This window comes from Pseudomonas sp. ATCC 43928 (assembly GCF_005938665.2).
Classification (GTDB): domain Bacteria; phylum Pseudomonadota; class Gammaproteobacteria; order Pseudomonadales; family Pseudomonadaceae; genus Aquipseudomonas.
Window position 1 is genome coordinate 5,001,747 of the sequence record NZ_CP041753.1, and the last position, 20,419, is coordinate 5,022,165.

Genomic DNA, 20,419 nt, shown 5'->3' on the forward strand with positions numbered 1-20,419 from the left:
CAGCCCAGCGGGAGCAAGCTCCCTCGCCACAAAAGCCGCTTAGCCCGGCTCCTTGCCGACCTCATACTCGCGCAACTTATTGGCAATGGTGGTATGGGAAACCCCCAGTCGCTTGCCCAGTTGCCGACTGCTCGGATACTCGGAATACAAGCGCTCCAGCACGGCTTTCTCGAAGCGCCCGACAATCTCGTCCAGCCCACCCTCGAGGGAGAAATCGCCAAGCGGCTGACGCACGCCGTAGTCCGGCAGACGAATGTGCTCGGCTTTGACGGTGCCGCCCTCGCACAGGGAAACCGCCTGAAACAGCACGTTCTCCAATTGCCGCACGTTACCCGGCCAGTGATAGTGACTGAGTCGTTCCATCGCCGCCGGCGCCAGCTTCGGCAGTGGGCAACCGATCTGTCGGCTGGCCTGATCGAGGAAGTGCTCCACCAGCGGCGCCAGTCCGTCGAGGCATTCGCGCAGTGGCGGGATGTGCAACGAGAGCACGTTCAAGCGGTGGTACAAGTCCTGGCGAAATTCACCGCGAGCACACAGCTCGGACAAGTCCACCTGAGTCGCGCAGATCACCCGCACATCCAGATAGACCTCTTCATCGCTGCCGACACGACGGAAGCAACCGTCCTGCAGAAAGCGCAGTAATTTCACCTGCAAGCGCGGGCTCATTTCGCCGACGCCATCGAGAAACAACGTACCGCCCGCCGTCAGCTCCAGGAGCCCGAGCTTGCCTTCGGCCCGCGCCCCTTCGAAGGCGCCGGGGCCGTAGCCGAACAATTCGGTCTCGGCCATGGACTCTGGCAGGCCGGCGCAGTTGAGCGCCATCAGCGGTGATTGCCCACGCGGGCTCGCCAGGTGACAGGCCCGCGCCAACAACTCTTTGCCGGTGCCGGTTTCGCCTTCGATCAATAGCGGCGCATCCAGCGGTGCCATGCGCCGCGCTTCGCGAACCACCGCCGCCATCACTTTCGAGCTTTGGAAAATGCTGTCGAAGCCGCGCAACTCTTGTTTGCGCACGTTATAGATGCGCTCGCCCACCCGGTCCGCCCGGTGCAACGTCAACACCGCACCGGCCATGGCCTCGCTTTCGTCATGCTCCGATTGCAGCGGCGCGATGTCGGCGAGAAACACGTCACCCTTGACCTTCACCCGCAAGCCGTTGATCCGCGACTTGTTGGCGCGCACCAGTTCCGGCAGGTCGAAGTCTTCGGCGTACCGCGACAGCGGAATCCCCGGCACCTCATCCACCCGCACCCCGAGCAATTGCGCCGCCGCACGGTTGGCCGCGACGATGGAACCGCCCATGTCGATCGACAGCACCGGAAACTCCAGGGCGCCGAGCAAGGCATTGAGCTCCATGTGCCGACGCTCGCTGGGCATCAGCCCTACACGCTTGACGCCGAATACCCCACCAATCGCCTCGAACTTCGGCCGCAACGCCTGGAACTGAATGTTGATCAGGTTCGGACAGTGCAGATAGATCGCATTGCCATGCTCACCACCCACCTCGCCGCGAGCGACGTTGATCCCGTACTCGACCAACAGGTTGAGAATGTCGCGCAGGATACCGATGCGGTTCTGGCAGTGGACTTTGATACGCATATGAAGGCCCGTAACAGCGGTGATCGAGGCCCGGCGCAAGGAATTTTCTGCGCGAGCACCAAGTTAGTCGTCAAGATTATGTGACACCTGTAGGCCATTTCAAACCCGTAAATATCAATACTTGCGCCACAGCAGACAATACGTAACGAAAACTTTACGAAGAGCGCGGATTTTTCCTACGCAAGACGCGGATCACCTGCTGCAACACCGAACACCTTGGGGTATTTCTAGGTCCATAGCTGTACACACAACAAGAACGATTCCCCTAGCAGGAGAGCAGCATGAAGCAGACGCAATACGTGGCTCGCGAGCCCGATGCGCAAGGTTTTATCGACTACCCCGCTGAAGAACACGCGGTGTGGAATACGCTGATCACTCGCCAACTGAAAGTGGTCGAGGGTCGTGCATGCCAGGAATACCTGGACGGTATCGAAAAACTCGGTCTGCCCCACGACCGCATTCCGCAACTCGGCGAAATCAACAAAGTCCTCGGTGAAACCACCGGCTGGCAAGTTGCCCGGGTGCCCGCGCTGATTCCCTTCCAGACCTTTTTCGAATTGCTGGCGAACAAGCAGTTTCCGGTGGCGACCTTTATTCGTACCCGCGAAGAACTGGATTACCTGCAAGAGCCGGACATTTTCCACGAGATCTTCGGCCACTGCCCGTTGCTGACCAACCCCTGGTTCGCCGAATTCACCCACACCTACGGCAAACTCGGCCTACAGGCCTCCAAGGAAGAGCGCGTGTACCTGGCGCGTCTGTACTGGATGACCATCGAGTTCGGCCTGGTCGACACGCCGCAAGGCCTGCGCATCTATGGCGGCGGCATCCTGTCCTCTCCGAAAGAAACTGTTTACGCCCTGTCGGACGCACCTGAGCATCAGGCCTTCGACCCACTGGAATGCATGCGTACGCCGTATCGCATCGACATTCTGCAGCCGCTGTACTTTGTCCTGCCGAACCTCAAGCGCCTGTTCGATCTGGCCCACGAAGACATCATGGGCATGGTCAAACAAGGCATGCAGCTTGGGTTGCACGCACCGAAATTTCCGCCAAAAGCTGCGTGACCCGCGACTTTTGGCATCAAGTGAGTCTGTTACGGATCGCCGCTTTGCTTTAGCGTGGTCCCACTGACGACCGTTTTTCAAAACACTCGATTTCAGGAACACATCATGTCCACATTGAACCAAGCCCATTGCGAAGCCTGCCGCGCCGACGCCCCTCAGGTCAGCGACGAAGAACTGCCGATCCTGATCAAGCAGATCCCTGACTGGAACATCGAAGTGCGCGACGGTGTGATGCAGTTGGAAAAAGTTTTCCTGTTCAAGAACTTCAAGCACGCGCTGGCGTTCACCAACGCCGTTGGCGAAATCTCCGAGGCCGAAGGTCACCACCCGGGCCTGCTGACCGAGTGGGGCAAAGTCACCGTGACCTGGTGGAGCCACTCCATCAAGGGCCTGCACCGCAACGACTTCATCATGGCCGCGCGCACTGACGAAGTGGCCAAAGACGCCGAGGGCCGCAAATAATGCATTTCGACGCCATCGGCCGAGTACCCGGCGACCCGATTCTCGGCCTGATGGAGGCCTATGCGCAGGACCCTAACCCGCGCAAGTTCGACCTTGGCGTGGGTGTCTACAAAGACGCCCAGGGCCTGACGCCGATCCTTGAAGCGGTGAAGCTTGCCGAGCAGCGCCTGGTGGATCGCCAGGCCACCAAGACTTACATCGGCGGCCACGGCGATGCGGCGTTCGGCAAAGTCATCAACGAGCTTGTGCTGGGTGCTGATTCGGCGCTGATCGCCGAGCAACGGGCCGGCGTCACGCAAACGCCGGGCGGCACCGGTGCGCTGCGCTTGAGCGCCGACTTCATCGCCCAATGCCTGCCGGGCCGTGGCGTGTGGCTGAGCAGCCCGACCTGGCCGATCCACGAAACGATTTTCGCAACGGCCGGGGTCAAGGTCAGTCACTACCCGTACGTGGGCAGCGATAACCGTCTCGATGTCGAAGCGATGCTCGAAGTGCTCAATCAAGCACCGAAGGGCGATGTGGTGCTGCTGCACGCCTGCTGCCACAACCCGACCGGTTTCGACCTGTCCCATGACGATTGGCGCCGGGTGCTGGACGTGGTGCGCAGTCGCGACTTGCTGCCTCTGATCGACTTCGCCTATCAGGGCTTCGGCGATGGCCTGGAACAAGATGCCTGGTCGACCCGGTTGTTCGCCGCCGAGTTGCCGGAAGTGCTGATCACCAGTTCCTGCTCGAAAAACTTCGGCCTGTACCGCGACCGCACCGGTGCGCTGATTGTCTGCGCGCAAACCGCCGGCAAGCTGGTGGACATCCGCAGCCAACTGGCCAACATCGCCCGCAACCTGTGGTCGACACCGCCGGATCACGGCGCCGCCGTCGTCGCGACCATCCTTGGCGATCCAGAGCTGAAAAGCCGCTGGGCCGACGAAGTGGAAGCCATGCGTTTGCGCATCGCCCAGCTGCGCAGTGGCCTGGTCGAAGCGCTTGAACCCCACGGCTTGCGCGAGCGGTTTGCGCACATTGGCGTGCAACGCGGGATGTTTTCCTACACCGGTTTGTCGCCGGAGCAGGTCAAGCAACTGCGCGAACATCACAGTGTGTACATGGTCAGCTCGGGCCGGGCGAACGTGGCGGGGATCGATGCGACACGCCTGGACCTGCTGGCCGAGGCCATCGCTGACGTCTGCAAGTAACACGATGCAATGGCGAGCTCCCTGTGGCGAGGGAGCTTGCTCCCTCGCCACAGTGGGTCTTCGCCTCCTGCTGACCTGTCTAGACAATCCCATCCGTCGTAACAATTGGATATAAAGTCTATTTGTCATTTTTCCTGCTGTATCCTGCCCAGGCTTTTTTAAAAGCGCGGATCTACCAGATCTATCAACAGACTTAGCGAGGAGCGCGAAACATGCACGAGATCCCTAATCTCCCCTTCCCAAGCCTGCACGAAACTGAGCAGACAACCACGCAACAAGCCGGTGCCCAACAGCCCGAGCCGAAAGAAGCACCTGAACGCCGCCAGGCCGACAGAGAAGACTGATACACCTGCAATGCCAGACCGTGTGGAAAGCGCTAACATGCGCTTTCCACACTGCCTGAACCGCGAGCCCGCACCATGAGCGATGATTTCACTGAAGCCCAGGCCAGCGTCCTGATCGGCACCGCCGAGAAGATGATCGACATCTGGAATCGCCTTTCCCCCGAGAAACAAGCCGCCCTGCTGGCCCGCTTCGGCAGCGAAGAAAATGCCCTGGCCGCCCTGGTCACGACGCAACTGGTCGCCCCCGCAAAACCCTGATTCATCCCGTTCGGCAATTAGTTTTACTTTTTCACGCCCTGCGACCGTCCACGCCGCTATCATAAGCAGCCTATCTATCCTGCTGCCCCGTGGACCTTTTACCCATGTCTGAAACCCAGCGCCCCCTGGCGGTCACGCTGCAAGTCGTTTCCATCGTCCTGTTCACTTTCATCGGTTACCTCAATATCGGTATTCCCCTGGCCGTATTGCCGGGCTACGTCCACAGCGACCTCGGCTTCGGCGCGGTGATCGCCGGGCTGGTGATCAGCGTGCAATACCTGGCCACCCTGCTCAGCCGGCCTTATGCCGGGCGCATCATCGATAACAAGGGCAGCAAACTGGCGGTGATGTATGGCCTCGCCGGCTGTGGTTTGAGCGGTGTGTTCATGCTGATTTCGGCCTGGACGCAAAGCCTGCCGATACTGAGTTTGATCAGCCTGTTGATTGGCCGCCTGATACTCGGCAGCGCGGAAAGCCTGGTCGGCTCCGGGTCGATCGGCTGGGGCATCGGCCGGGTCGGCGCAGCGAACACCGCCAAGGTCATCTCCTGGAACGGCATCGCCAGTTACGGCGCGTTGGCGGTCGGCGCACCACTGGGGGTGCTGCTGGTGAGTCAATTAGGTTTGTGGAGCATGGGCGTGAGCATCATGCTGCTGGCGGTGCTGGGCGTGGCGCTGGCCTGGCCGAAAACCGCGGCGCCGATTGTCGCCGGCGAACGTTTGCCGTTCATGCATGTGCTGGGACGGGTGTTCCCTCATGGCTGCGGCCTGGCACTGGGCTCCATCGGCTTTGGCACCATCGCGACCTTCATCACCCTGTATTACGCCACTCAGCATTGGTCCAACGCGGTGCTGTCCCTGAGTTTGTTCGGCGCCAGTTTCATTGGCGCGCGACTACTGTTCGGCAACCTGATCAACCGCCTCGGCGGCTTTCGCGTGGCGATTGCCTGCCTCTCGGTGGAAACCCTCGGGCTGTTGCTACTGTGGCTGGCGCCGGATGCTCATTGGGCACTGGCCGGTGCGGCGCTGAGCGGTTTCGGCTTTTCGCTGGTGTTCCCGGCCTTGGGCGTGGAAGCGGTCAATCTGGTGCCGGCCTCCAGCCGTGGCGCAGCAGTTGGGGCCTATTCGCTGTTTATCGATTTGTCACTGGGGATTACCGGACCGCTGGCGGGTGCGATTGCTGCAGGATTCGGGTTTGCCTCGATCTTCCTGTTCGCCGCCCTCGCCGCCTTGAGCGGATTGATGTTGAGCGTTTACTTGTACCGACAGGCGCCCAAGTATCGGGAAGAGCGTGAAGCACGCTAAAAATCGACCTTGCCCCGCCCGGCCTTGATGCTGCCGCGCTTGGTCTTTGATTCGAGCCGACGCTTTTTCGAGCCCAGCGTCGGCTTGGTCGGACGGCGTTTCTTTTCCACTTTGGTAGCGCTGAGGATCAATTCGGTCAGACGCTCCAGCGCATCGGCGCGGTTCTGCTCCTGCGTGCGGTATTGCTGGGCCTTGATGATCAACACCCCTTCGCTGGTGATGCGACTGTCGCGCAACGCCAGCAGCCGTTCCTTGTAAAACTCGGGCAGGGACGAGGCCGGAATGTCGAAGCGCAGGTGCACCGCACTGGAGACCTTGTTGACGTTCTGCCCACCGGCGCCCTGGGCGCGAATGGCCGTCAACTCGATCTCGGCATCCGGCAGATGCACGTTGTTGGAAATCACCAGCATGGAAAAAGGTCCGGTATCAGGACCGCCAGAATACCCCGGCTTTCGCATCCTCCACAAAAAACCCGGCACATTGGCCGGGTTTATCGTTTCTGCGCGTTGCGTTATTTCACAGCAACCTGCAACGCCTGCTGGGCGCTGCGCTTGTTTTTGATGCCGTAGCAGATCCACATGAACGCGACCCACACCGGAATCGCATACACCGAGACCTGGATGCCCGGGATCAGCAGCATCACGCCGAGGATGAACACCACGAACGCCAGGCAGATGTAGTTGCCGTACGGGTACCACAGGGCCTTGAACAGCGGCGTCTGCCGGGTCTTGTTCATGTGCTGGCGGAACTTGAAGTGCGAGAAGCTGATCATCGCCCAGTTGATCACCAGGGTCGCAACCACCAACGACATCAACAGTTCCAGCGCGTTTTGCGGGATCAGGTAGTTCAGCAACACCGCGATCAACGTCACAGCGGCCGACGCCAGGATCGAACGTACCGGCACGCCACGCTTGTCGATCTTCGACAAGGCTTTCGGCGCATCGCCCTGCTCGGCCATGCCCAGCAGCATGCGGCTGTTGCAGTAAGTACCGCTGTTGTACACCGACAGCGCCGCGGTCAGGACCACGAAGTTGAGGATATGCGCGGCGGTGTTGCTGCCGAGCATCGAGAACACCTGCACGAACGGGCTGCCGCTATAGGCATCGCCAGACGCATTCAGTGTCGTCAGCAGGCTGTCCCAAGGGGTCAGCGACAACAGGACCACCAGCGCACCGATGTAGAAAATCAGGATCCGGTAGATCACCTGGTTGATGGCTTTCGGGATCACGGTTTTCGGCTTGTCGGCTTCAGCGGCGGTGAAACCGAGCATTTCCAGGCCACCGAAGGAAAACATGATGATCGCCATGGCCATCACCAGGCCGCTGACACCGTTCGGGAAGAAACCGCCGTGGGACCACAGGTTGGTCACCGAGGCTTGCGGGCCGCCGTTACCGCTGACCAGCAAATAGCTGCCCAGGGCAATCATACCGACGATCGCCACGACCTTGATGATCGCGAACCAGAACTCGGCCTCACCGAAGACTTTGACGTTGGCCAGGTTGATCGCGTTGATCAGCACGAAGAACGCGGCGGCGGAGGCCCAGGTCGGGATATCCGGCGCCCAGTAGTGGATGTATTTGCCGACCGCGGTCAGCTCCGACATGCCCACCAGGATGTACAGGATCCAGCAGTTCCAGCCCGACAGGAAACCGGCAAAACCGCCCCAGTACTTGTGCGCGAAGTGGCTGAAGGAGCCGGCCACCGGCTCTTCGACGATCATTTCGCCCAGCTGGCGCATGATCATGAAGGCGATGAAGCCGCAAATGGCGTAGCCGAGAATCATCGACGGGCCGGCGGATTTGAGCACGCCGGCCGAGCCGAGGAACAACCCGGTACCGATCGCGCCACCGAGGGCGATCAGTTGAATATGGCGATTTTTCAGGCCGCGTTTAAGCTCGCCTGAATGCGAGTTTTGTCCACTCATGAAAAGGGTCTCACGCAAGGTTTGATGATGTTCGGTAGACGTTGCTGCAAGGTTGCGATTTCAAGCAGCGCCGATCAAACCCCAGCGCAGGCACCAGGAGTTCAGCGTTTTTACGACAGTCATGCGTCACCTGTTTGTTTTTATCTGTGACGAAATCGAACCCGACACGCTCGTGACGCGGCGGAGTGAACAAGGCGGATAGCCTTGAGGTTTGCGCTGTTGCGCAGGGGGTCACAGTTAAAACGCGGCGCATTGTACACCGCTAACCCCCTGCTGCCAGACACCGCTGGATCAGCGCGTCGGTTGCCGGGATTGCCTGTGTCCGCCTCGAAGGTCTCGGGCGGCTGCAAAAATTGAGTCAGACCTTTGCAGGTCTTCGACGGGGGCAGCGGAAAAATCGCCCCACGGAGAGAGATGGAGATGAGTCACGGCGTTCATTGCGCCTCCTTCTTGTTATGCACCTGCACGACAGGCATGGGGCGCATCTCACCTTTCAATCGAGGCAGAGACAAGCGCGCCAGAGCCCTTGAACAGCATCATCGTGGCGGCGGACGGCAGGTTTTCCTTACAGCCCTTTCCACAGCGGCATTCCATGGGGTTTGAGCACGCTTTTCGTAAGGATTTATTTACAGCGCGTAACGCATGCTTTCCAAATCAGATCCAGAGAGCCGTCGACTGTAAATTGACGATAGGAAGCTTCCTAAGGAGTTTTCCGACTTAGTTTTCTGTTTTTTATTAGGAAATTTACTTTTTTTAAAATGGAATAATTAGTTCAAATGAAAATTGTTTAATTATTTTTTTGCAATTCAAAAACCTGTGAACTAGGTTTTCAGCGACTTGCCGAGCCGCATCGACCGGCAAGTTGACGCGCTCTTCAATGAATGAAAAACGCGCCACTGTTCTTACCGAAGCTGTTCTTACCGTAAAAGTCATCTAGGAGATTCACCATGCAAGCACTGGACAAAGACTTGGACACTGAACTGCAACTCGACGATTGGTTTGAAGCACCGACCCATGAAGCCGCCGTTGAAATGATGCAAGCCGACGCGGTTGTTCCATTCGGCACGGCGATGTGGCCTCTGTAAGACATCCCGGCGGGCATGATCCGGCCGGTCGTGCCCGCCACTTACCAGGTTTGTCAGGGAGGACTCCATGGATAAGCAGCGTGCCATCTCGCATTTCCTTTACTACCTCGAACATCACCCAGCCGTTGCCGGCATCAAACCGGCGAAGGTCTTGCTCGGCCATACCGCTGATTACGAGGCGCTGGCCGGCGCCATCGCCGAACAGGCCGGCAACAGCCCAAGGTTCGCCTTCAGCGCGATGCGTCTGGACCTCGAACCCACCGCATTGCTAGCCCAGGCGATTGCCGACAGCGATCTGTACATCTTCTTCTACGACTCTTCCACCCTGCCCAACCCGCGTCCCGACGGCCCGGACTTTGTCCGCGCGCTGCAAGGCGTGATGGCGGAAAACTGGAAGAAGTCGCTGCTGTTCAAGGATTACGGCGATTACTTCTACGACACGTTCAGTGTCACCCCGCAGCGGATTGCCGGGTTGAACAGCCACTTGATCCAGCGCATGTCCCAGGCCACCACTTTAAGTTTCAAAGATGAGCATGGCTCGTGGTTCGAAACACCGTTGAGCAGTATCAAGAAGTGGACCGACATCAATGGTGTCGGCAACTTCGACCTGGCGCCCGGCGAGATTGCCACCCATAGCGAGGCGATTAATGGCCGAGTGAAGTTCATGGGGACGTTCCTCAGCACGATTCCGTTTGCCCGCAAGTACGGCGTACTCGCGTCACCACTGGAGTTGTGGATCGAGAACTCGACCATCAGCAAAATCTCCACCGATGTGCCGGGACTGGAACATGACTTCAACAAGTACCTGGACGCCAATCCGTCCAATCGACGCATCGAGGAGCTGGGGATCGGTACCAACGAAGGCGTGAAAGAGTTGTATGCGCGCAATGCCGGGTTCGAAGAGCGCCATTGCGGTTTGCACTTGGGGTTGGGCGGAGGCGCCAAGGGCAGCCATCATCTGGACCTGATCTTCTCTGGCGGCGTGTTGGCGCTGGATGATGAGCCGGTGTTTGATCGGCGGTTTGTGTTTTAACCCAAGGCTTTCGGCGATACAGATGACGCGCTGATCGTTCCCACGCTCTGCGTGGGAACGATCAAACAACCGCACCTGCTGAAAACCGGTTCTGCCAGACACAAAAAAAACGCCATCCCGAGGGATGGCGTTTTTATGCTGCGCCTACCGATTACTCAGGCTTGCGACGACCGAAGCCCGGACGCTGGCCGGAGCCGGCTGGCGCACTGCGGCGCTTGCCCGATGGCGCGTCCTTGTCGACCAGCACGATGCCTGGGCGTTTCTTCGGCGCCGGCTTGGCCGGGCGCTTGGTGTCGGCCGGGCGGTCTGCCACCGGCGTACCACGGCCGGCAGGCGCACCGCGATCGCTACGACCACCGGACGGAGCGCCACGGCCTTCGCCACGCTCAGTACGACCGTTGGCCGGACGTGGCGTGCGTGGACCGCGCTCGCCGTCCTGGCGTGGCGCTGGCTTGCGGGCCGGGCGCTCGCCTTCGATCTGCGGCTCACGAGATGGACGCGGGCCGGCAGCTGGAGCGCCAGCGGCTGGACGCAAGGTCCGTACGCGTTCGGTCTTGCCCACCGGGCGGGACGATTTGCGCTGCATACGCTCGAGCTTGTCTTTGCTCTTGGCGTTCATTTGCGGCATCGCCACCGGCGTCAGGCCGACTTCAGCACTCAGAATGTCGACTTCCTGCTGGCTCATTTCGCGCCAGCGACCCATCGGCAGGTCGGAGTTGAGGAACACCGGACCGAAACGCACGCGCTTCAGACGGCTGACCACCAGGCCCTGGGATTCCCACAGACGACGAACTTCGCGGTTACGACCTTCCATCACCACGCAGTGGTACCAGTGGTTGAAACCTTCGCCACCTGGTGCCTGCTTGATGTCGGTGAATTTCGCCGGGCCGTCTTCGAGCACCACGCCTGCCTTCAGACGCTCGATCATCTCGTCGTCGACTTCACCACGTACACGGACGGCGTATTCACGGTCCATTTCGTAGGACGGGTGCATCAGGCGGTTGGCCAGCTCACCGTCGGTGGTGAACATCAGCAGACCTGTGGTGTTGATGTCCAGGCGACCGATGTTGATCCAGCGACCTTCTTTCGGGCGCGGCATCTTGTCGAACACGGTCGGACGGCCTTCCGGGTCGTCACGGGTGCAGATTTCACCGTCGGGTTTGTTGTACATGATCACGCGGCGTACCGACTCGGCAGCTTCTTCGCGCTTGATCACCTTGCCATCGATGGTGATGGCGTCATGCAGGTCGACGCGCAGGCCGAGGGTGGCGTCTTTGCCATTGACCTTGATGCGGCCGTGGCTGATCCAGGCTTCTACGTCACGGCGCGAGCCGACGCCGATACGGGCGAGGACTTTCTGCAGTTTTTCGCCTGCTGGGCCGATTTCCTGGTCGTCTTTCTGGTCGTTGATACTCATCTGGGCACCTCCCGGTGTGATCAAGTTCAGGCCTTGGCCTGAAGATGTGAAATCTGGTCGTTTGACGAAGGGATCGCCAAAGGGTCGCGAATCATACGCTCATGGAAGCGTTCGCGCATCAGAGACTAGCTGATCGACCGTCGGTTATTGGTTTTTCCGCCGGCCGGTGGTGGCTGCGATCTTCTGACGGAGTTCAATCCTCGAACTGGCGGCGTTCGGCCTCGATCGCTTCGGCCAGGGCCCGGGCTTCGGCTTCTTCGTCGCTCAGTTCAGGTTCGGGCTTGGGTTGTTCAAGCGCGGCAACCGCGGCCAGCAGTTTCTCGCGAGCCTCGGCAACGCCAAGAATGTCATCCTCAGGTTCTGGTTCCTGCTCTTCTTCGTCAGCAACTGATGCCTCAACCTGAAGCTCTACCTCGACTTCCGGCTCCGGCTCCGGCTCCGGCTGCTCCGATACCTCTTCAGTCTCGGTCAACTCGCCATCGCGCAACAAATCGTCGAAATCGGTCTTGAGCCCCTCCTCCATCGTGTCCAGCTCCAGCAACAGCGTGTGGAAGCTGGTTTCTTCCTTGGGCTCTTCCGGCTCGGCGCTGGCATCTGCCAATTCTTGCAACCCGGCCGGCACCGGTGCGTCGTCGAACTCGAGCATCGGCTCGGGTTCCAGCTCGCGCAGCTCGGCCAGCGGCGGCAGGTCGTCGAGGTTCTTCAGGTTGAAGTGATCGAGAAACGCCTTGGTGGTGGCGAACATTGCCGGTTTGCCGGGCACATCACGGTAACCGACGATGCGGATCCACTCTCGCTCCAGCAGGGTTTTGACGATGTGGCTATTGACCGCCACGCCGCGCACGTCTTCGATCTCGCCCCGGGTGATCGGTTGGCGATAGGCAATCAGGGCCATGGTTTCGAGCATGGCGCGCGAGTAACGCTGCGGCCGTTCTTCCCACAGGCGCCCGACCCACGGCGCGAACTTTTCGCGGATCTGCAGGCGATACCCGGAGGCGACTTCCTTCAGTTCGAAGGCTCGGCCGTCGCAGGATTTGCCCAGAATCGTCAGCGCTTTCTTGAAAACCGCTGGTTCGGGCCGCTCGCCTTCTTCGAAGAGTTCGAACAGGCGCTCAAGCGATTGCGGTTTTCCCGAGGCCAACAGAAAGGCTTCAAGCAGTGGCGCCAGCTCGCGGGGTTCAGTCAGGTTCATGATTCAACTCGTTATTCGGCTCGGGCTCGCACATGTATCGCCGCGAACGGCTCATTCTGCACCAGCTCGACCAAGGATTCCTTGACCAGTTCGAGGATCGCCATAAAGGTCACCACTACCCCCAGACGTCCTTCTTCAGCGGTGAACAGCTCGACAAAGGGCACGAAACCGCCGCCCTTGAGCCGCTCCAGTACATCGCTCATGCGTTCGCGGGTAGACAGTGCCTCGCGGCTGACCTGGTGGCTTTCGAACATGTCGCCCCGGCGCAAGACCTCGGCCATGGACATCAGCAACTCTTCCAGACTCACGTCCGGCAGCAGCTTGCGCGCCCGGGCTTCCGGCGCGTCGAGCTTGGGCACCACGACATCGCGGCCGACGCGGCTCAGCCCATCGATGCCTTCGGCGGCGGCCTTGAAGCGTTCGTATTCCTGCAAGCGGCGGATCAGTTCGGCGCGAGGGTCGTCTTCCTCGTCTTCAATGGTTTCGGCTCGCGGCAGCAACATCCGCGACTTGATCTCGGCGAGCATCGCGGCCATCACCAGGTACTCGGCGGCCAGTTCCAGGCGCACCGACTGCATCAACTCGACATAGCCCATGTACTGGCGGGTGATTTCCGCCACCGGGATGTCGAGAATATTGATGTTCTGTTTGCGGATCAGGTACAGGAGCAGGTCGAGCGGGCCTTCGAAGGCTTCCAGAAAGACCTCGAGCGCATCCGGCGGGATGTACAGGTCCAGCGGCATTTCCATGACCGCCTGGCCATAGACCATGGCGAAAGGCAGTTCTTGCTGGGCGCCGGCCTGGCTGTCGACGGGTTCTGGTTCTACTGCAGACATCTACGCCTCGGCCATGAATGGCGTAGGGTCGCCGCAACCGACACGGATGACTTCCGGCTCGCCGTCGGCGAGGTTGATCACGGTGGATGCCTTGATCCCGCCGAAACCGCCGTCAATGATCAGGTCCACCTGATGCTCCAGCAACTGGCGCATTTCGTAGGGATCGGTCAGCGGGTCAGTGTCGCCGGGCATGATCAGGGTCACACTCATCAGCGGTTCGCCAAGTTCTTCCAGCAGCGCCAACGCAATCGGATGGCTCGGCACGCGCAGGCCGATGGTGCGTTTTTTCGGGTGCAGCAACAGCCGCGGGACTTCGCGGGTGGCGTTGAGAATGAAGGTGTAAGGCCCCGGCAAGTGGGCCTTGAGCAGACGGAAAGTACCGGTGTCGATCTTGGCGAACAGCCCCAGCTGCGACAGGTCGCTGCAGATCAGCGCGAAGTTGTGCTTCTCATCCAGTTGACGCAACCGACGCACACGCTCCACGGCGGTCTTGTCACCGATCTGGCAACCAATGGCGTAGGAAGAGTCTGTGGGATAAATCACCACCCCGCCGTTGCGGATGATCTCGACAGCCTGTTTGATCAGGCGCGCTTGCGGGTTTTCCGGATGAATCTGGAAAAATTGACTCACATTCTCTACCTGTTCAGACGGCGGCAATAATTGGGTCATGTTTGAATCGACACCACAGTGGTGGCAGATCCTCCGGGAGCGGGCGGTATTCACCGATCTCGGACCAGCCTCCAGGGCCATGAAAATCACTGCCGGCGCTGACCAGCAGACCAAACTCACGGGCAAGAATCGCCAGGCTGCCCACTTGCTCGGCGGGCTGATGGCCATTGACCACTTCAATCGCGTGGCCCCCGGCTTGAATATAGTCAGAAATCAGGCGGCGACGCTTGCTACGAGTGAAATCGTAGTGCCAGGGGTGCGCCAGGCTGACCCAGGCACCCGCGGCGCGCAGGGTCTCGACGGTGTCTTCGAGGGTCGGCCAGTGCAGCTTGACGTCTCCCAACTTGCCGGCGCCCAGCCATTTGCGGAACGCTTCGGCGCGATCCTTGACGTAACCTTCGCGCACCATCCAGTCGGCGAAGTGCGGACGGGCCGGCGCGTTGCCGCTGTCGCCCAGCTCCTGCTGAATGGCGCGGGCGCCGTCAAGCGCCCCCGGCATACCTTTCAACGCCAACTTGCGGCTTATTTCTTCGGACCGTAGCCAGCGGCCATCGTGCAATTTGGCGATGGCCTCGACCAATGGCGCGGCATTGACGTCGAAACCGTAGCCCAGCACATGAATGGTCGCCCCGCCCCAGGTGCAGGACAATTCGACGCCGTTGACCAGTTGCATCCCCAGCGCCGTCGCGGCGCTACGGGCCTCGTCGAGGCCTTCAAGGGTGTCGTGATCAGTCAAGGCCAGGACTCGCACGCCTTTCTCGAACGCACGCGCAACCAGTGCCGCAGGCGCCAGGGCGCCATCGGAGGCCGTGCTATGGCAGTGCAAATCAACATTCACAGGACTATGTAACCTCAAATCAGCTGACGCTATCGCGCGTCAATATGTTTGTTATTATGCCGCCACATCCTGCTTCTGGCTGCCACTGTGAAACAATTCATCGACTTCATCCCGCTTCTGCTGTTTTTCATCGTCTTCAAAATCGACCCGCGGGTCGTCGACATTGGCGGTCATCAACTGTCTGTCGGTGGTATTTACAGTGCCACCGCGATGCTGATCATCAGTTCCCTGGTGGTCTACGGCACGCTGTACATCAAGCAGCGCAAGCTGGAGAAGAGCCAGTGGCTGACCCTCATTGCCTGCCTGGTCTTCGGCAGCCTGACCCTGGCGTTCCACAGCGAAACCTTCCTGAAATGGAAAGCCCCGGTGGTCAACTGGCTGTTCGCCCTCGCGTTCATCGGCAGCCATTTCGTCGGTGACCAACTGCTGATCAAACGCATCATGGGCCACGCGCTGACTCTACCGGAGCCAATCTGGACCCGTCTGAACATCGCCTGGATCGGTTTTTTCCTGTTTTGCGGTGCCGCCAACCTGTTCGTCGCGTTCACGTTCCAGAGCTACTGGGTAGACTTCAAGGTCTTCGGCAGCCTGGGCATGACTTTGCTGTTCCTGGTCGGCCAGGGCATCTACCTGTCTCGCCACCTGCACGACGCCGACACCACAACGCCAAAAACCGAGGACTGACATGCTTTACGCAATCATTGCCACAGACGTCGCCAACTCCCTGGAAGCCCGACTGGCCGCACGGCCTGCACACCTTGAGCGTCTGCAAGTGCTCAAGGGCGAAGGTCGTATCGTATTGGCCGGTCCACACCCGGCGGTCGACAGCAATGATCCGGGCGCGGCCGGTTTCACTGGCAGCCTGATCGTCGCCGAATTCGAGTCCCTGAGCGCCGCCAAGGCCTGGGCCGACGCCGACCCGTACGTTGCCGCAGGCGTCTACGCCAATGTTCTGGTCAAGCCGTTCAAGCAAGTCCTGCCGTAAAGTTCTCGCGTGCGGTGAATCTTATCGATTCATCGCACGTTCAATCGCTCATTATTCTCGTTTACCGGCCGACAACCTGCCCAATACTCGTATTGGAATCAGGAGTTGCGATGCGCAAAGGTCCGTTGTGTCTGATGTTGGTGACGTTGTCGATCATGGCGCCAGCCCATGGTGAAGAAAGCGCCAATGGCGGTAATTCGACGCCGCTGTCCTTGAGCGCCGGTAGCCAGATCACCGAGTTGCAGCAGCGCTTGAAAGAGAGCGAGCAGCAACGAGAAACACTGAGCAAACAATTGCAAACCACCGATGGCGAGCGCGAAAGCGCCCAGCTGAGCCGGTTGCGCCAGGAGAATCAGCGCCTGAAGCTGCAACTCAAGGAAACCTTGGCCAGCAGCCCGCTACCGCGCCTGCTGACCGATCAGCAGCAGTGGTTCGTTATTGGGGCGGCAGTAGCGCTATTGGCCCTGCTCTGCGGTATCTTCGCCAGTGGTGCCACCAGAAAACGTAGGCAATGGCTAAATTGAGTGAGTCATGAGCGAGCTGTTACTAATTGATGATGACCAGGAGCTGTGTGAGCTCCTGAGCAGTTGGCTAAGCCAGGAAGGCTTTCAGGTTCGCGCCTGCCACGATGGCCAGAGCGCCCGTCACGCGTTGGCCGAAACGTCTCCGGCGGCCGTGGTGCTGGACGTGATGCTGCCGGACGGCAGCGGCCTGGAACTGCTAAAGCAACTGCGCAGCGACCATCCGGATTTGCCGGTGCTGATGTTGTCGGCCCGTGGCGAACCGCTGGACCGCATCCTCGGCCTGGAACTGGGTGCCGACGATTACCTGGCCAAGCCATGCGACCCACGGGAACTGACCGCCCGCCTGCGCGCGGTGTTGCGCCGCAGTCATCCGACGGCGGTCTCCAGCCAGCTCGAGCTGGGCGACCTGTGCTTCAGCCCGGTGCGCGGGGTGGTCAGCATCGATGAACAGGAATTCACCCTCACCGTTTCCGAAAGCCGCCTGCTCGAAGCCCTGCTCAAGCAGCCCGGCGAACCGCTGGATAAACAGGAACTGGCGCAAATCGCCCTCGGTCGCAAACTGACCCTGTACGACCGCAGCCTGGACATGCACGTCAGCAACCTGCGCAAAAAAATCGGCCCACACCCCGACGGCCGCCCACGCATCGTGGCCTTGCGCAGTCGCGGTTACTACTACAGCCTCTGACACCCAACGGGTCTGCGTTCGACTCTTGTAGCAGCTGTCGAGCCCCAGCGAGGCTGCGTTCGGCTGCGAAGCAGTCGTGATCCGCCTGACGCGGTGTATCTGGAAGAACGTGCAAACAGGTTTTACGACTGCTGCGCAGTCGAACGCAGCCTCGCTGGGGCTCGACAGCTGCTACGAAGGCCAGATTTCATCTGACAGAATTCGGCGAAGTGTCGGAATTGTCAGGGAGACAGAAAACCGTCTTTACCCAAGCTTTACGCTCCGCTGACCGCCGTTGACCTTGATCTGCGTAATCTGCACACATCCGGAACGTACCGGGAACGAGACAAGGAGATACACCATGCGCAAGACTCTTATCGCTCTGATGTTTGCTGCCGCCCTGCCGACCGTTGCCATGGCCATGCCTGAAGGCACAGGCCCGATGGGTGATCACATGGACGGCTCACGCCACGGCGGTCAGATGCACGGCATGCACGGCAGAGGCCCTTACAGCCAACTGGACCTGAGCCGCGAACAGCGCGAGCAGATCCGCAAAATCATGGGCGAGCAAATGCACGAGCGTCAGCAACTGGTCGACAAGTACTTGGAAAAACTCTCGCCAGCCGACCAGAAAGCCCTGAAAGACGAGATGGAGGCCAAGCACAAGAAAGCCGAAGCCGACGTTCGCGCCCTGCTGAAACCGGATCAACAGAAGCAATTCGACGAGATCCAGAAGAAACAAGCTGAGCGTCGCGCCGAATGGGCCGAGTTCAAGGCCTGGAAAGCGCAGCAAGCGCAAAAGGCGCAATAATGCGTTAACCCCGGACCCAACGGCTAATCACCGTTGGGTCTGATGCCTCTCAGTTCGTTGTGGGAGCGAGCCTTTGTGGCGAGGGAGCTTGCTCCCGTTGGGGCGCGAAGCGGCCCCGGTATTTCAAAGTTAAACCGTATGTAACGGGTTTACGACTGCTTCGCAGCCGAACGGGGCGATGCGGCGTTCCGACAAGCCCCCTCGCCACACATTGATTTGAGCTTGTTCGAGGATTTTCTGTGCGCTCATTGTTCTGGCGTATCCTGGCCAGCTTCTGGCTGGCCATCGCTCTGGTTGCAGGGCTTTCCATTTTGCTGGGGCACATGCTCAACCAGGACGCGTGGATTCTCAGTCGCCACCCGGGCCTCAATACCCTGGCCGAACAGTGGACGCAAACTTACGAAAGCCAGGGCGAAGAAGCCGCCCAGGACATCCTGGAGCAGCGCAAGCGCCAATATCACATTGACGTTCAGGTGCTCAACGAGGCAGGAGACCCGGTGGTACGCGGCACCTTCCCTCGGCGTGCAGCCGCCTTCGAAGCACGGCAGCAAAACGATGATCGGCGCCTGCCGTGGCGACGCCTGACCGATGAATACACCAGCGCCAAGACGGGCGACACCTACCTGCTGATCTATCGCATTCCCCACCCGGAACTGGACGCCTGGCACCGTGAGAGCCTGCTCTGGCCGTTGAGTGCGCTGGGTATCGCCCTGGTGGTACTGACCCTGTTCAGCCTGCTGGTGACCTTTTCCATCACCCGACCGCTGAGCCGTTTACGTGGCGCAGTGCATGAGTTGGGGCAGACGACGTATCAGCAAAACAGCCTGGCGCAACTGGCTAACCGCCGCGATGAATTCGGTGTGCTGGCCAACGACTTCAATCGCATGGGCGCGCGTCTGCAAAGCCTGATCGGCAGTCAGCGGCAATTGCTGCGCGATGTGTCCCACGAGTTGCGCTCGCCCTTGGCCCGACTGCGCATTGCGCTGGCACTGGCCGAGCGGGCCAATCCCCAGGAGCGGGAAAAACTCTGGCCGCGCCTGACCCGTGAATGTGATCGACTGGAAGCACTGATCAGCGAAATCCTGGTGTTGGCGCGGGTCGATGCCGACAACGCCAGTGCCGAAGAGGTGGATCTCAATGCACTGCTCAATACCCTGCAAAAGGATGCTCAGCTAAGTTCGCCGGAGCAGAACGTGCGCCTTGAGGCCGAGCCGCAACTGAACCTCAGAGGCTGGCCGACCATGATCGAGCGGGCCGTGGACAACCTGCTGCGCAATGCCCAACGCTTTAACCCGGTCGGGCAACCGATCGAAATGCAAGCGGCGCGTCAGGGCGACAGGATTGTGGTCAGCGTGCGCGATCACGGCCCCGGTGTAGAGGCTGATCATTTGAATCAGTTGGGGGAGCCGTTCTATCGGGCACCGGGGCAGACAACGGCCGGGCATGGCTTGGGGCTGGCCATCGCACGCCGTGCGGCGGAACGCCATGGCGGCAGTCTGGTGCTGGCCAATCATCCTGGAGGCGGGTTTATTGCCAGCCTGGAATTGCCGTTGGTGCCGGGGGCTGTCGTCCAACCCTGAACCCTGTGGGAGCGGGCTTGCCCGTTCCCACATGGACCTATATCTTCAGGCCTTACCGGACCAGGCGCTGACAAACTCGGCCAGATCAACCTTCTCCGCCACACGCGGTTCTTTCTGCGGCGTACCGAGATAAAGGAACGCAATCACCTCTTCCCCTTCGGCCAAACCCAACCCCTTGGCTACATGCGGCGAATAGGCCAGCTCACCGGTGCGCCATACCGCGCCAATACCTTGCGCGTAAGCGGCCAGCAAAATCCCGTGAGCCGCGCAGCCTGCCGCCAACAATTGTTCGGATTTCGGGTATTTGACGTGATCCTGCAAACGCGCGATCACCACAACCACCAGCGGTGCACGCAGCGGACCGTTACGGGCCTTGTCCAGCGCGGCTTCTGACACCTCGCTGTCTTGCAGTTTCGCCGCTTCGGCCAGCAACTCGCCCATTTGCTCGCGCGCCGCGCCTTCGACTGTCAGGAAGCGCCAAGGCTGCAAATGGCCGTGGTCTGGCGCACGCATCGCGGCGGCAAACAGCACTTCGCGTTGCTCGGCAGTGGGCGCCGGATCGAGCAGTCGTGGAACGGAAACACGGTTGAGCAAAGCGTCGAGAGCCTGCATCGGCCACCTCCTGAAAAAAATG

Annotated in this window: 23 protein-coding genes; 14 read left to right on the forward strand and 9 right to left on the reverse strand. The window is 60.1% G+C overall.

The window, feature by feature from the left end:
• Positions 1–39 precede the first annotated feature (39 nt).
• A complete protein-coding gene (locus FFH90_RS22805; RefSeq protein ID WP_007938551.1) occupies positions 40–1,599 on the reverse strand; it encodes a sigma-54-dependent phenylalanine hydroxylase transcriptional regulator PhhR in 1,560 nt (519 codons plus the stop codon).
• A 281-nt stretch (positions 1,600–1,880) separates the two neighbouring features.
• Here FFH90_RS22805 and phhA point away from each other — a divergent pair, with 281 nt between their 5' ends.
• From phhA to FFH90_RS22830, 6 genes are all read left to right on the forward strand, one after another.
• Positions 1,881–2,666, forward strand: coding sequence for a phenylalanine 4-monooxygenase (gene phhA, locus FFH90_RS22810; protein WP_018929945.1), 786 nt, complete (start codon positions 1,881–1,883; stop codon positions 2,664–2,666).
• A 105-nt stretch (positions 2,667–2,771) separates the two neighbouring features.
• Complete coding sequence (locus FFH90_RS22815) at positions 2,772–3,128, forward strand: 4a-hydroxytetrahydrobiopterin dehydratase (protein WP_018929944.1); 357 nt, start codon at positions 2,772–2,774, stop codon at positions 3,126–3,128.
• Positions 3,128–4,321 carry an amino acid aminotransferase gene (locus tag FFH90_RS22820; protein ID WP_018929943.1) on the forward strand — a complete coding sequence of 398 codons (1,194 nt, stop codon included), beginning with the start codon at positions 3,128–3,130 and terminating at the stop codon, positions 4,319–4,321. The genes FFH90_RS22815 and FFH90_RS22820 overlap by 1 nt, the downstream gene beginning before the upstream one ends.
• Before the next feature lie 212 nt (positions 4,322–4,533).
• Positions 4,534–4,665 (forward strand): hypothetical protein, encoded by a 132-nt coding sequence (locus FFH90_RS30450; RefSeq protein ID WP_007938543.1) that lies wholly within the window; start codon positions 4,534–4,536, stop codon positions 4,663–4,665.
• 75 nt (positions 4,666–4,740) lie between these two features.
• Entirely contained in the window at positions 4,741–4,923 is a 183-nt protein-coding gene (locus FFH90_RS22825; RefSeq protein ID WP_138866128.1) for a hypothetical protein, read from the forward strand.
• A gap of 104 nt (positions 4,924–5,027) precedes the next feature.
• Positions 5,028–6,227, forward strand: a complete 1,200-nt coding sequence (locus FFH90_RS22830; RefSeq protein WP_019648074.1) for an MFS transporter — start codon at positions 5,028–5,030, stop codon at positions 6,225–6,227.
• On the opposite strand, the gene arfB is transcribed toward FFH90_RS22830, so the two are convergent.
• Entirely contained in the window at positions 6,224–6,637 is a 414-nt protein-coding gene (gene arfB, locus FFH90_RS22835) for an alternative ribosome rescue aminoacyl-tRNA hydrolase ArfB (protein ID WP_007938537.1), read from the reverse strand. The genes FFH90_RS22830 and arfB overlap by 4 nt on opposite strands.
• Before the next feature lie 101 nt (positions 6,638–6,738).
• Positions 6,739–8,151, reverse strand: coding sequence for an amino acid permease (locus FFH90_RS22840; protein ID WP_138866129.1), 1,413 nt, complete (start codon positions 8,149–8,151; stop codon positions 6,739–6,741).
• Between the two features lie 947 nt (positions 8,152–9,098).
• Between FFH90_RS22840 and FFH90_RS30055 the strand changes: the two genes are divergently transcribed.
• Complete coding sequence (locus tag FFH90_RS30055; protein ID WP_007938535.1) at positions 9,099–9,236, forward strand: hypothetical protein; 138 nt, start codon at positions 9,099–9,101, stop codon at positions 9,234–9,236.
• Positions 9,237–9,303: 67 nt separating this feature from the next.
• Entirely contained in the window at positions 9,304–10,269 is a 966-nt protein-coding gene (locus FFH90_RS22850; RefSeq protein WP_138866130.1) for a leucyl aminopeptidase, read from the forward strand.
• A gap of 151 nt (positions 10,270–10,420) precedes the next feature.
• On the opposite strand, the gene rluB is transcribed toward FFH90_RS22850, so the two are convergent.
• The 5 genes from rluB to FFH90_RS22875 form a co-directional block, all read right to left on the reverse strand.
• Positions 10,421–11,686 (reverse strand): 23S rRNA pseudouridine(2605) synthase RluB, encoded by a 1,266-nt coding sequence (gene rluB, locus FFH90_RS22855; protein ID WP_138866131.1) that lies wholly within the window; start codon positions 11,684–11,686, stop codon positions 10,421–10,423.
• Positions 11,687–11,879: 193 nt separating this feature from the next.
• Positions 11,880–12,878: an SMC-Scp complex subunit ScpB gene (scpB, locus tag FFH90_RS22860; RefSeq protein ID WP_138866132.1), complete on the reverse strand. Its 999-nt coding sequence runs from the start codon at positions 12,876–12,878 to the stop codon at positions 11,880–11,882.
• 11 nt (positions 12,879–12,889) lie between these two features.
• Positions 12,890–13,648, reverse strand: a complete 759-nt coding sequence (locus tag FFH90_RS22865) for a ScpA family protein (RefSeq protein WP_253548957.1) — start codon at positions 13,646–13,648, stop codon at positions 12,890–12,892.
• Between the two features lie 66 nt (positions 13,649–13,714).
• Positions 13,715–14,344 carry an L-threonylcarbamoyladenylate synthase gene (locus FFH90_RS22870; protein ID WP_007938530.1) on the reverse strand — a complete coding sequence of 210 codons (630 nt, stop codon included), beginning with the start codon at positions 14,342–14,344 and terminating at the stop codon, positions 13,715–13,717.
• A gap of 13 nt (positions 14,345–14,357) precedes the next feature.
• Positions 14,358–15,221 carry a PHP domain-containing protein gene (locus FFH90_RS22875; protein ID WP_138866133.1) on the reverse strand — a complete coding sequence of 288 codons (864 nt, stop codon included), beginning with the start codon at positions 15,219–15,221 and terminating at the stop codon, positions 14,358–14,360.
• Positions 15,222–15,308: 87 nt separating this feature from the next.
• Between FFH90_RS22875 and FFH90_RS22880 the strand changes: the two genes are divergently transcribed.
• From FFH90_RS22880 to FFH90_RS22905, 6 genes are all read left to right on the forward strand, one after another.
• Positions 15,309–15,905: a septation protein A gene (locus FFH90_RS22880; protein ID WP_064619571.1), complete on the forward strand. Its 597-nt coding sequence runs from the start codon at positions 15,309–15,311 to the stop codon at positions 15,903–15,905.
• Position 15,906: 1 nt separating this feature from the next.
• Positions 15,907–16,206, forward strand: a complete 300-nt coding sequence (locus FFH90_RS22885; RefSeq protein WP_019579534.1) for a YciI family protein — start codon at positions 15,907–15,909, stop codon at positions 16,204–16,206.
• Positions 16,207–16,316: 110 nt separating this feature from the next.
• Positions 16,317–16,730, forward strand: coding sequence for a hypothetical protein (locus tag FFH90_RS22890; RefSeq protein ID WP_064619574.1), 414 nt, complete (start codon positions 16,317–16,319; stop codon positions 16,728–16,730).
• Positions 16,731–16,737: 7 nt separating this feature from the next.
• Positions 16,738–17,415: a response regulator transcription factor gene (locus tag FFH90_RS22895; RefSeq protein WP_086946374.1), complete on the forward strand. Its 678-nt coding sequence runs from the start codon at positions 16,738–16,740 to the stop codon at positions 17,413–17,415.
• Between the two features lie 340 nt (positions 17,416–17,755).
• Positions 17,756–18,205, forward strand: coding sequence for a Spy/CpxP family protein refolding chaperone (locus FFH90_RS22900; RefSeq protein ID WP_111454417.1), 450 nt, complete (start codon positions 17,756–17,758; stop codon positions 18,203–18,205).
• A 239-nt stretch (positions 18,206–18,444) separates the two neighbouring features.
• Positions 18,445–19,785, forward strand: coding sequence for a cell wall metabolism sensor histidine kinase WalK (locus FFH90_RS22905; protein WP_138866134.1), 1,341 nt, complete (start codon positions 18,445–18,447; stop codon positions 19,783–19,785).
• Between the two features lie 45 nt (positions 19,786–19,830).
• Here the strand turns inward: FFH90_RS22905 and FFH90_RS22910 are convergent, their stop codons facing one another.
• A complete protein-coding gene (locus FFH90_RS22910; RefSeq protein WP_086946375.1) occupies positions 19,831–20,397 on the reverse strand; it encodes an NAD(P)H nitroreductase in 567 nt (188 codons plus the stop codon).
• Positions 20,398–20,419: the final 22 nt, after the last annotated feature.

What these genes read in the sequence shown, in the direction of transcription:
- FFH90_RS22890 (WP_064619574.1), top strand. Translation starts at nt 16,317, where the DNA reads ATGCGCAAAGGTCCGTTGTGTCTGATGTTGGTGACGTTGTCGATCATG.
- FFH90_RS30450 (WP_007938543.1), top strand. Translation starts at nt 4,534, where the DNA reads ATGCACGAGATCCCTAATCTCCCCTTCCCAAGCCTGCACGAAACTGAG.
- FFH90_RS22840 (WP_138866129.1), bottom strand. Translation starts at nt 8,151, where the DNA reads ATGAGTGGACAAAACTCGCATTCAGGCGAGCTTAAACGCGGCCTGAAA.
- FFH90_RS30055 (WP_007938535.1), top strand. Translation starts at nt 9,099, where the DNA reads ATGCAAGCACTGGACAAAGACTTGGACACTGAACTGCAACTCGACGAT.
- FFH90_RS22895 (WP_086946374.1), top strand. Translation starts at nt 16,738, where the DNA reads ATGAGCGAGCTGTTACTAATTGATGATGACCAGGAGCTGTGTGAGCTC.
- FFH90_RS22885 (WP_019579534.1), top strand. Translation starts at nt 15,907, where the DNA reads ATGCTTTACGCAATCATTGCCACAGACGTCGCCAACTCCCTGGAAGCC.
- rluB (WP_138866131.1), bottom strand. Translation starts at nt 11,686, where the DNA reads ATGAGTATCAACGACCAGAAAGACGACCAGGAAATCGGCCCAGCAGGC.
- scpB (WP_138866132.1), bottom strand. Translation starts at nt 12,878, where the DNA reads ATGAACCTGACTGAACCCCGCGAGCTGGCGCCACTGCTTGAAGCCTTT.
- FFH90_RS22900 (WP_111454417.1), top strand. Translation starts at nt 17,756, where the DNA reads ATGCGCAAGACTCTTATCGCTCTGATGTTTGCTGCCGCCCTGCCGACC.
- FFH90_RS22805 (WP_007938551.1), bottom strand. Translation starts at nt 1,599, where the DNA reads ATGCGTATCAAAGTCCACTGCCAGAACCGCATCGGTATCCTGCGCGAC.
- FFH90_RS22865 (WP_253548957.1), bottom strand. Translation starts at nt 13,648, where the DNA reads ATGGTCTATGGCCAGGCGGTCATGGAAATGCCGCTGGACCTGTACATC.
- FFH90_RS22850 (WP_138866130.1), top strand. Translation starts at nt 9,304, where the DNA reads ATGGATAAGCAGCGTGCCATCTCGCATTTCCTTTACTACCTCGAACAT.
- FFH90_RS22825 (WP_138866128.1), top strand. Translation starts at nt 4,741, where the DNA reads ATGAGCGATGATTTCACTGAAGCCCAGGCCAGCGTCCTGATCGGCACC.
- FFH90_RS22830 (WP_019648074.1), top strand. Translation starts at nt 5,028, where the DNA reads ATGTCTGAAACCCAGCGCCCCCTGGCGGTCACGCTGCAAGTCGTTTCC.
- FFH90_RS22910 (WP_086946375.1), bottom strand. Translation starts at nt 20,397, where the DNA reads ATGCAGGCTCTCGACGCTTTGCTCAACCGTGTTTCCGTTCCACGACTG.
- phhA (WP_018929945.1), top strand. Translation starts at nt 1,881, where the DNA reads ATGAAGCAGACGCAATACGTGGCTCGCGAGCCCGATGCGCAAGGTTTT.
- arfB (WP_007938537.1), bottom strand. Translation starts at nt 6,637, where the DNA reads ATGCTGGTGATTTCCAACAACGTGCATCTGCCGGATGCCGAGATCGAG.
- FFH90_RS22820 (WP_018929943.1), top strand. Translation starts at nt 3,128, where the DNA reads ATGCATTTCGACGCCATCGGCCGAGTACCCGGCGACCCGATTCTCGGC.
- FFH90_RS22815 (WP_018929944.1), top strand. Translation starts at nt 2,772, where the DNA reads ATGTCCACATTGAACCAAGCCCATTGCGAAGCCTGCCGCGCCGACGCC.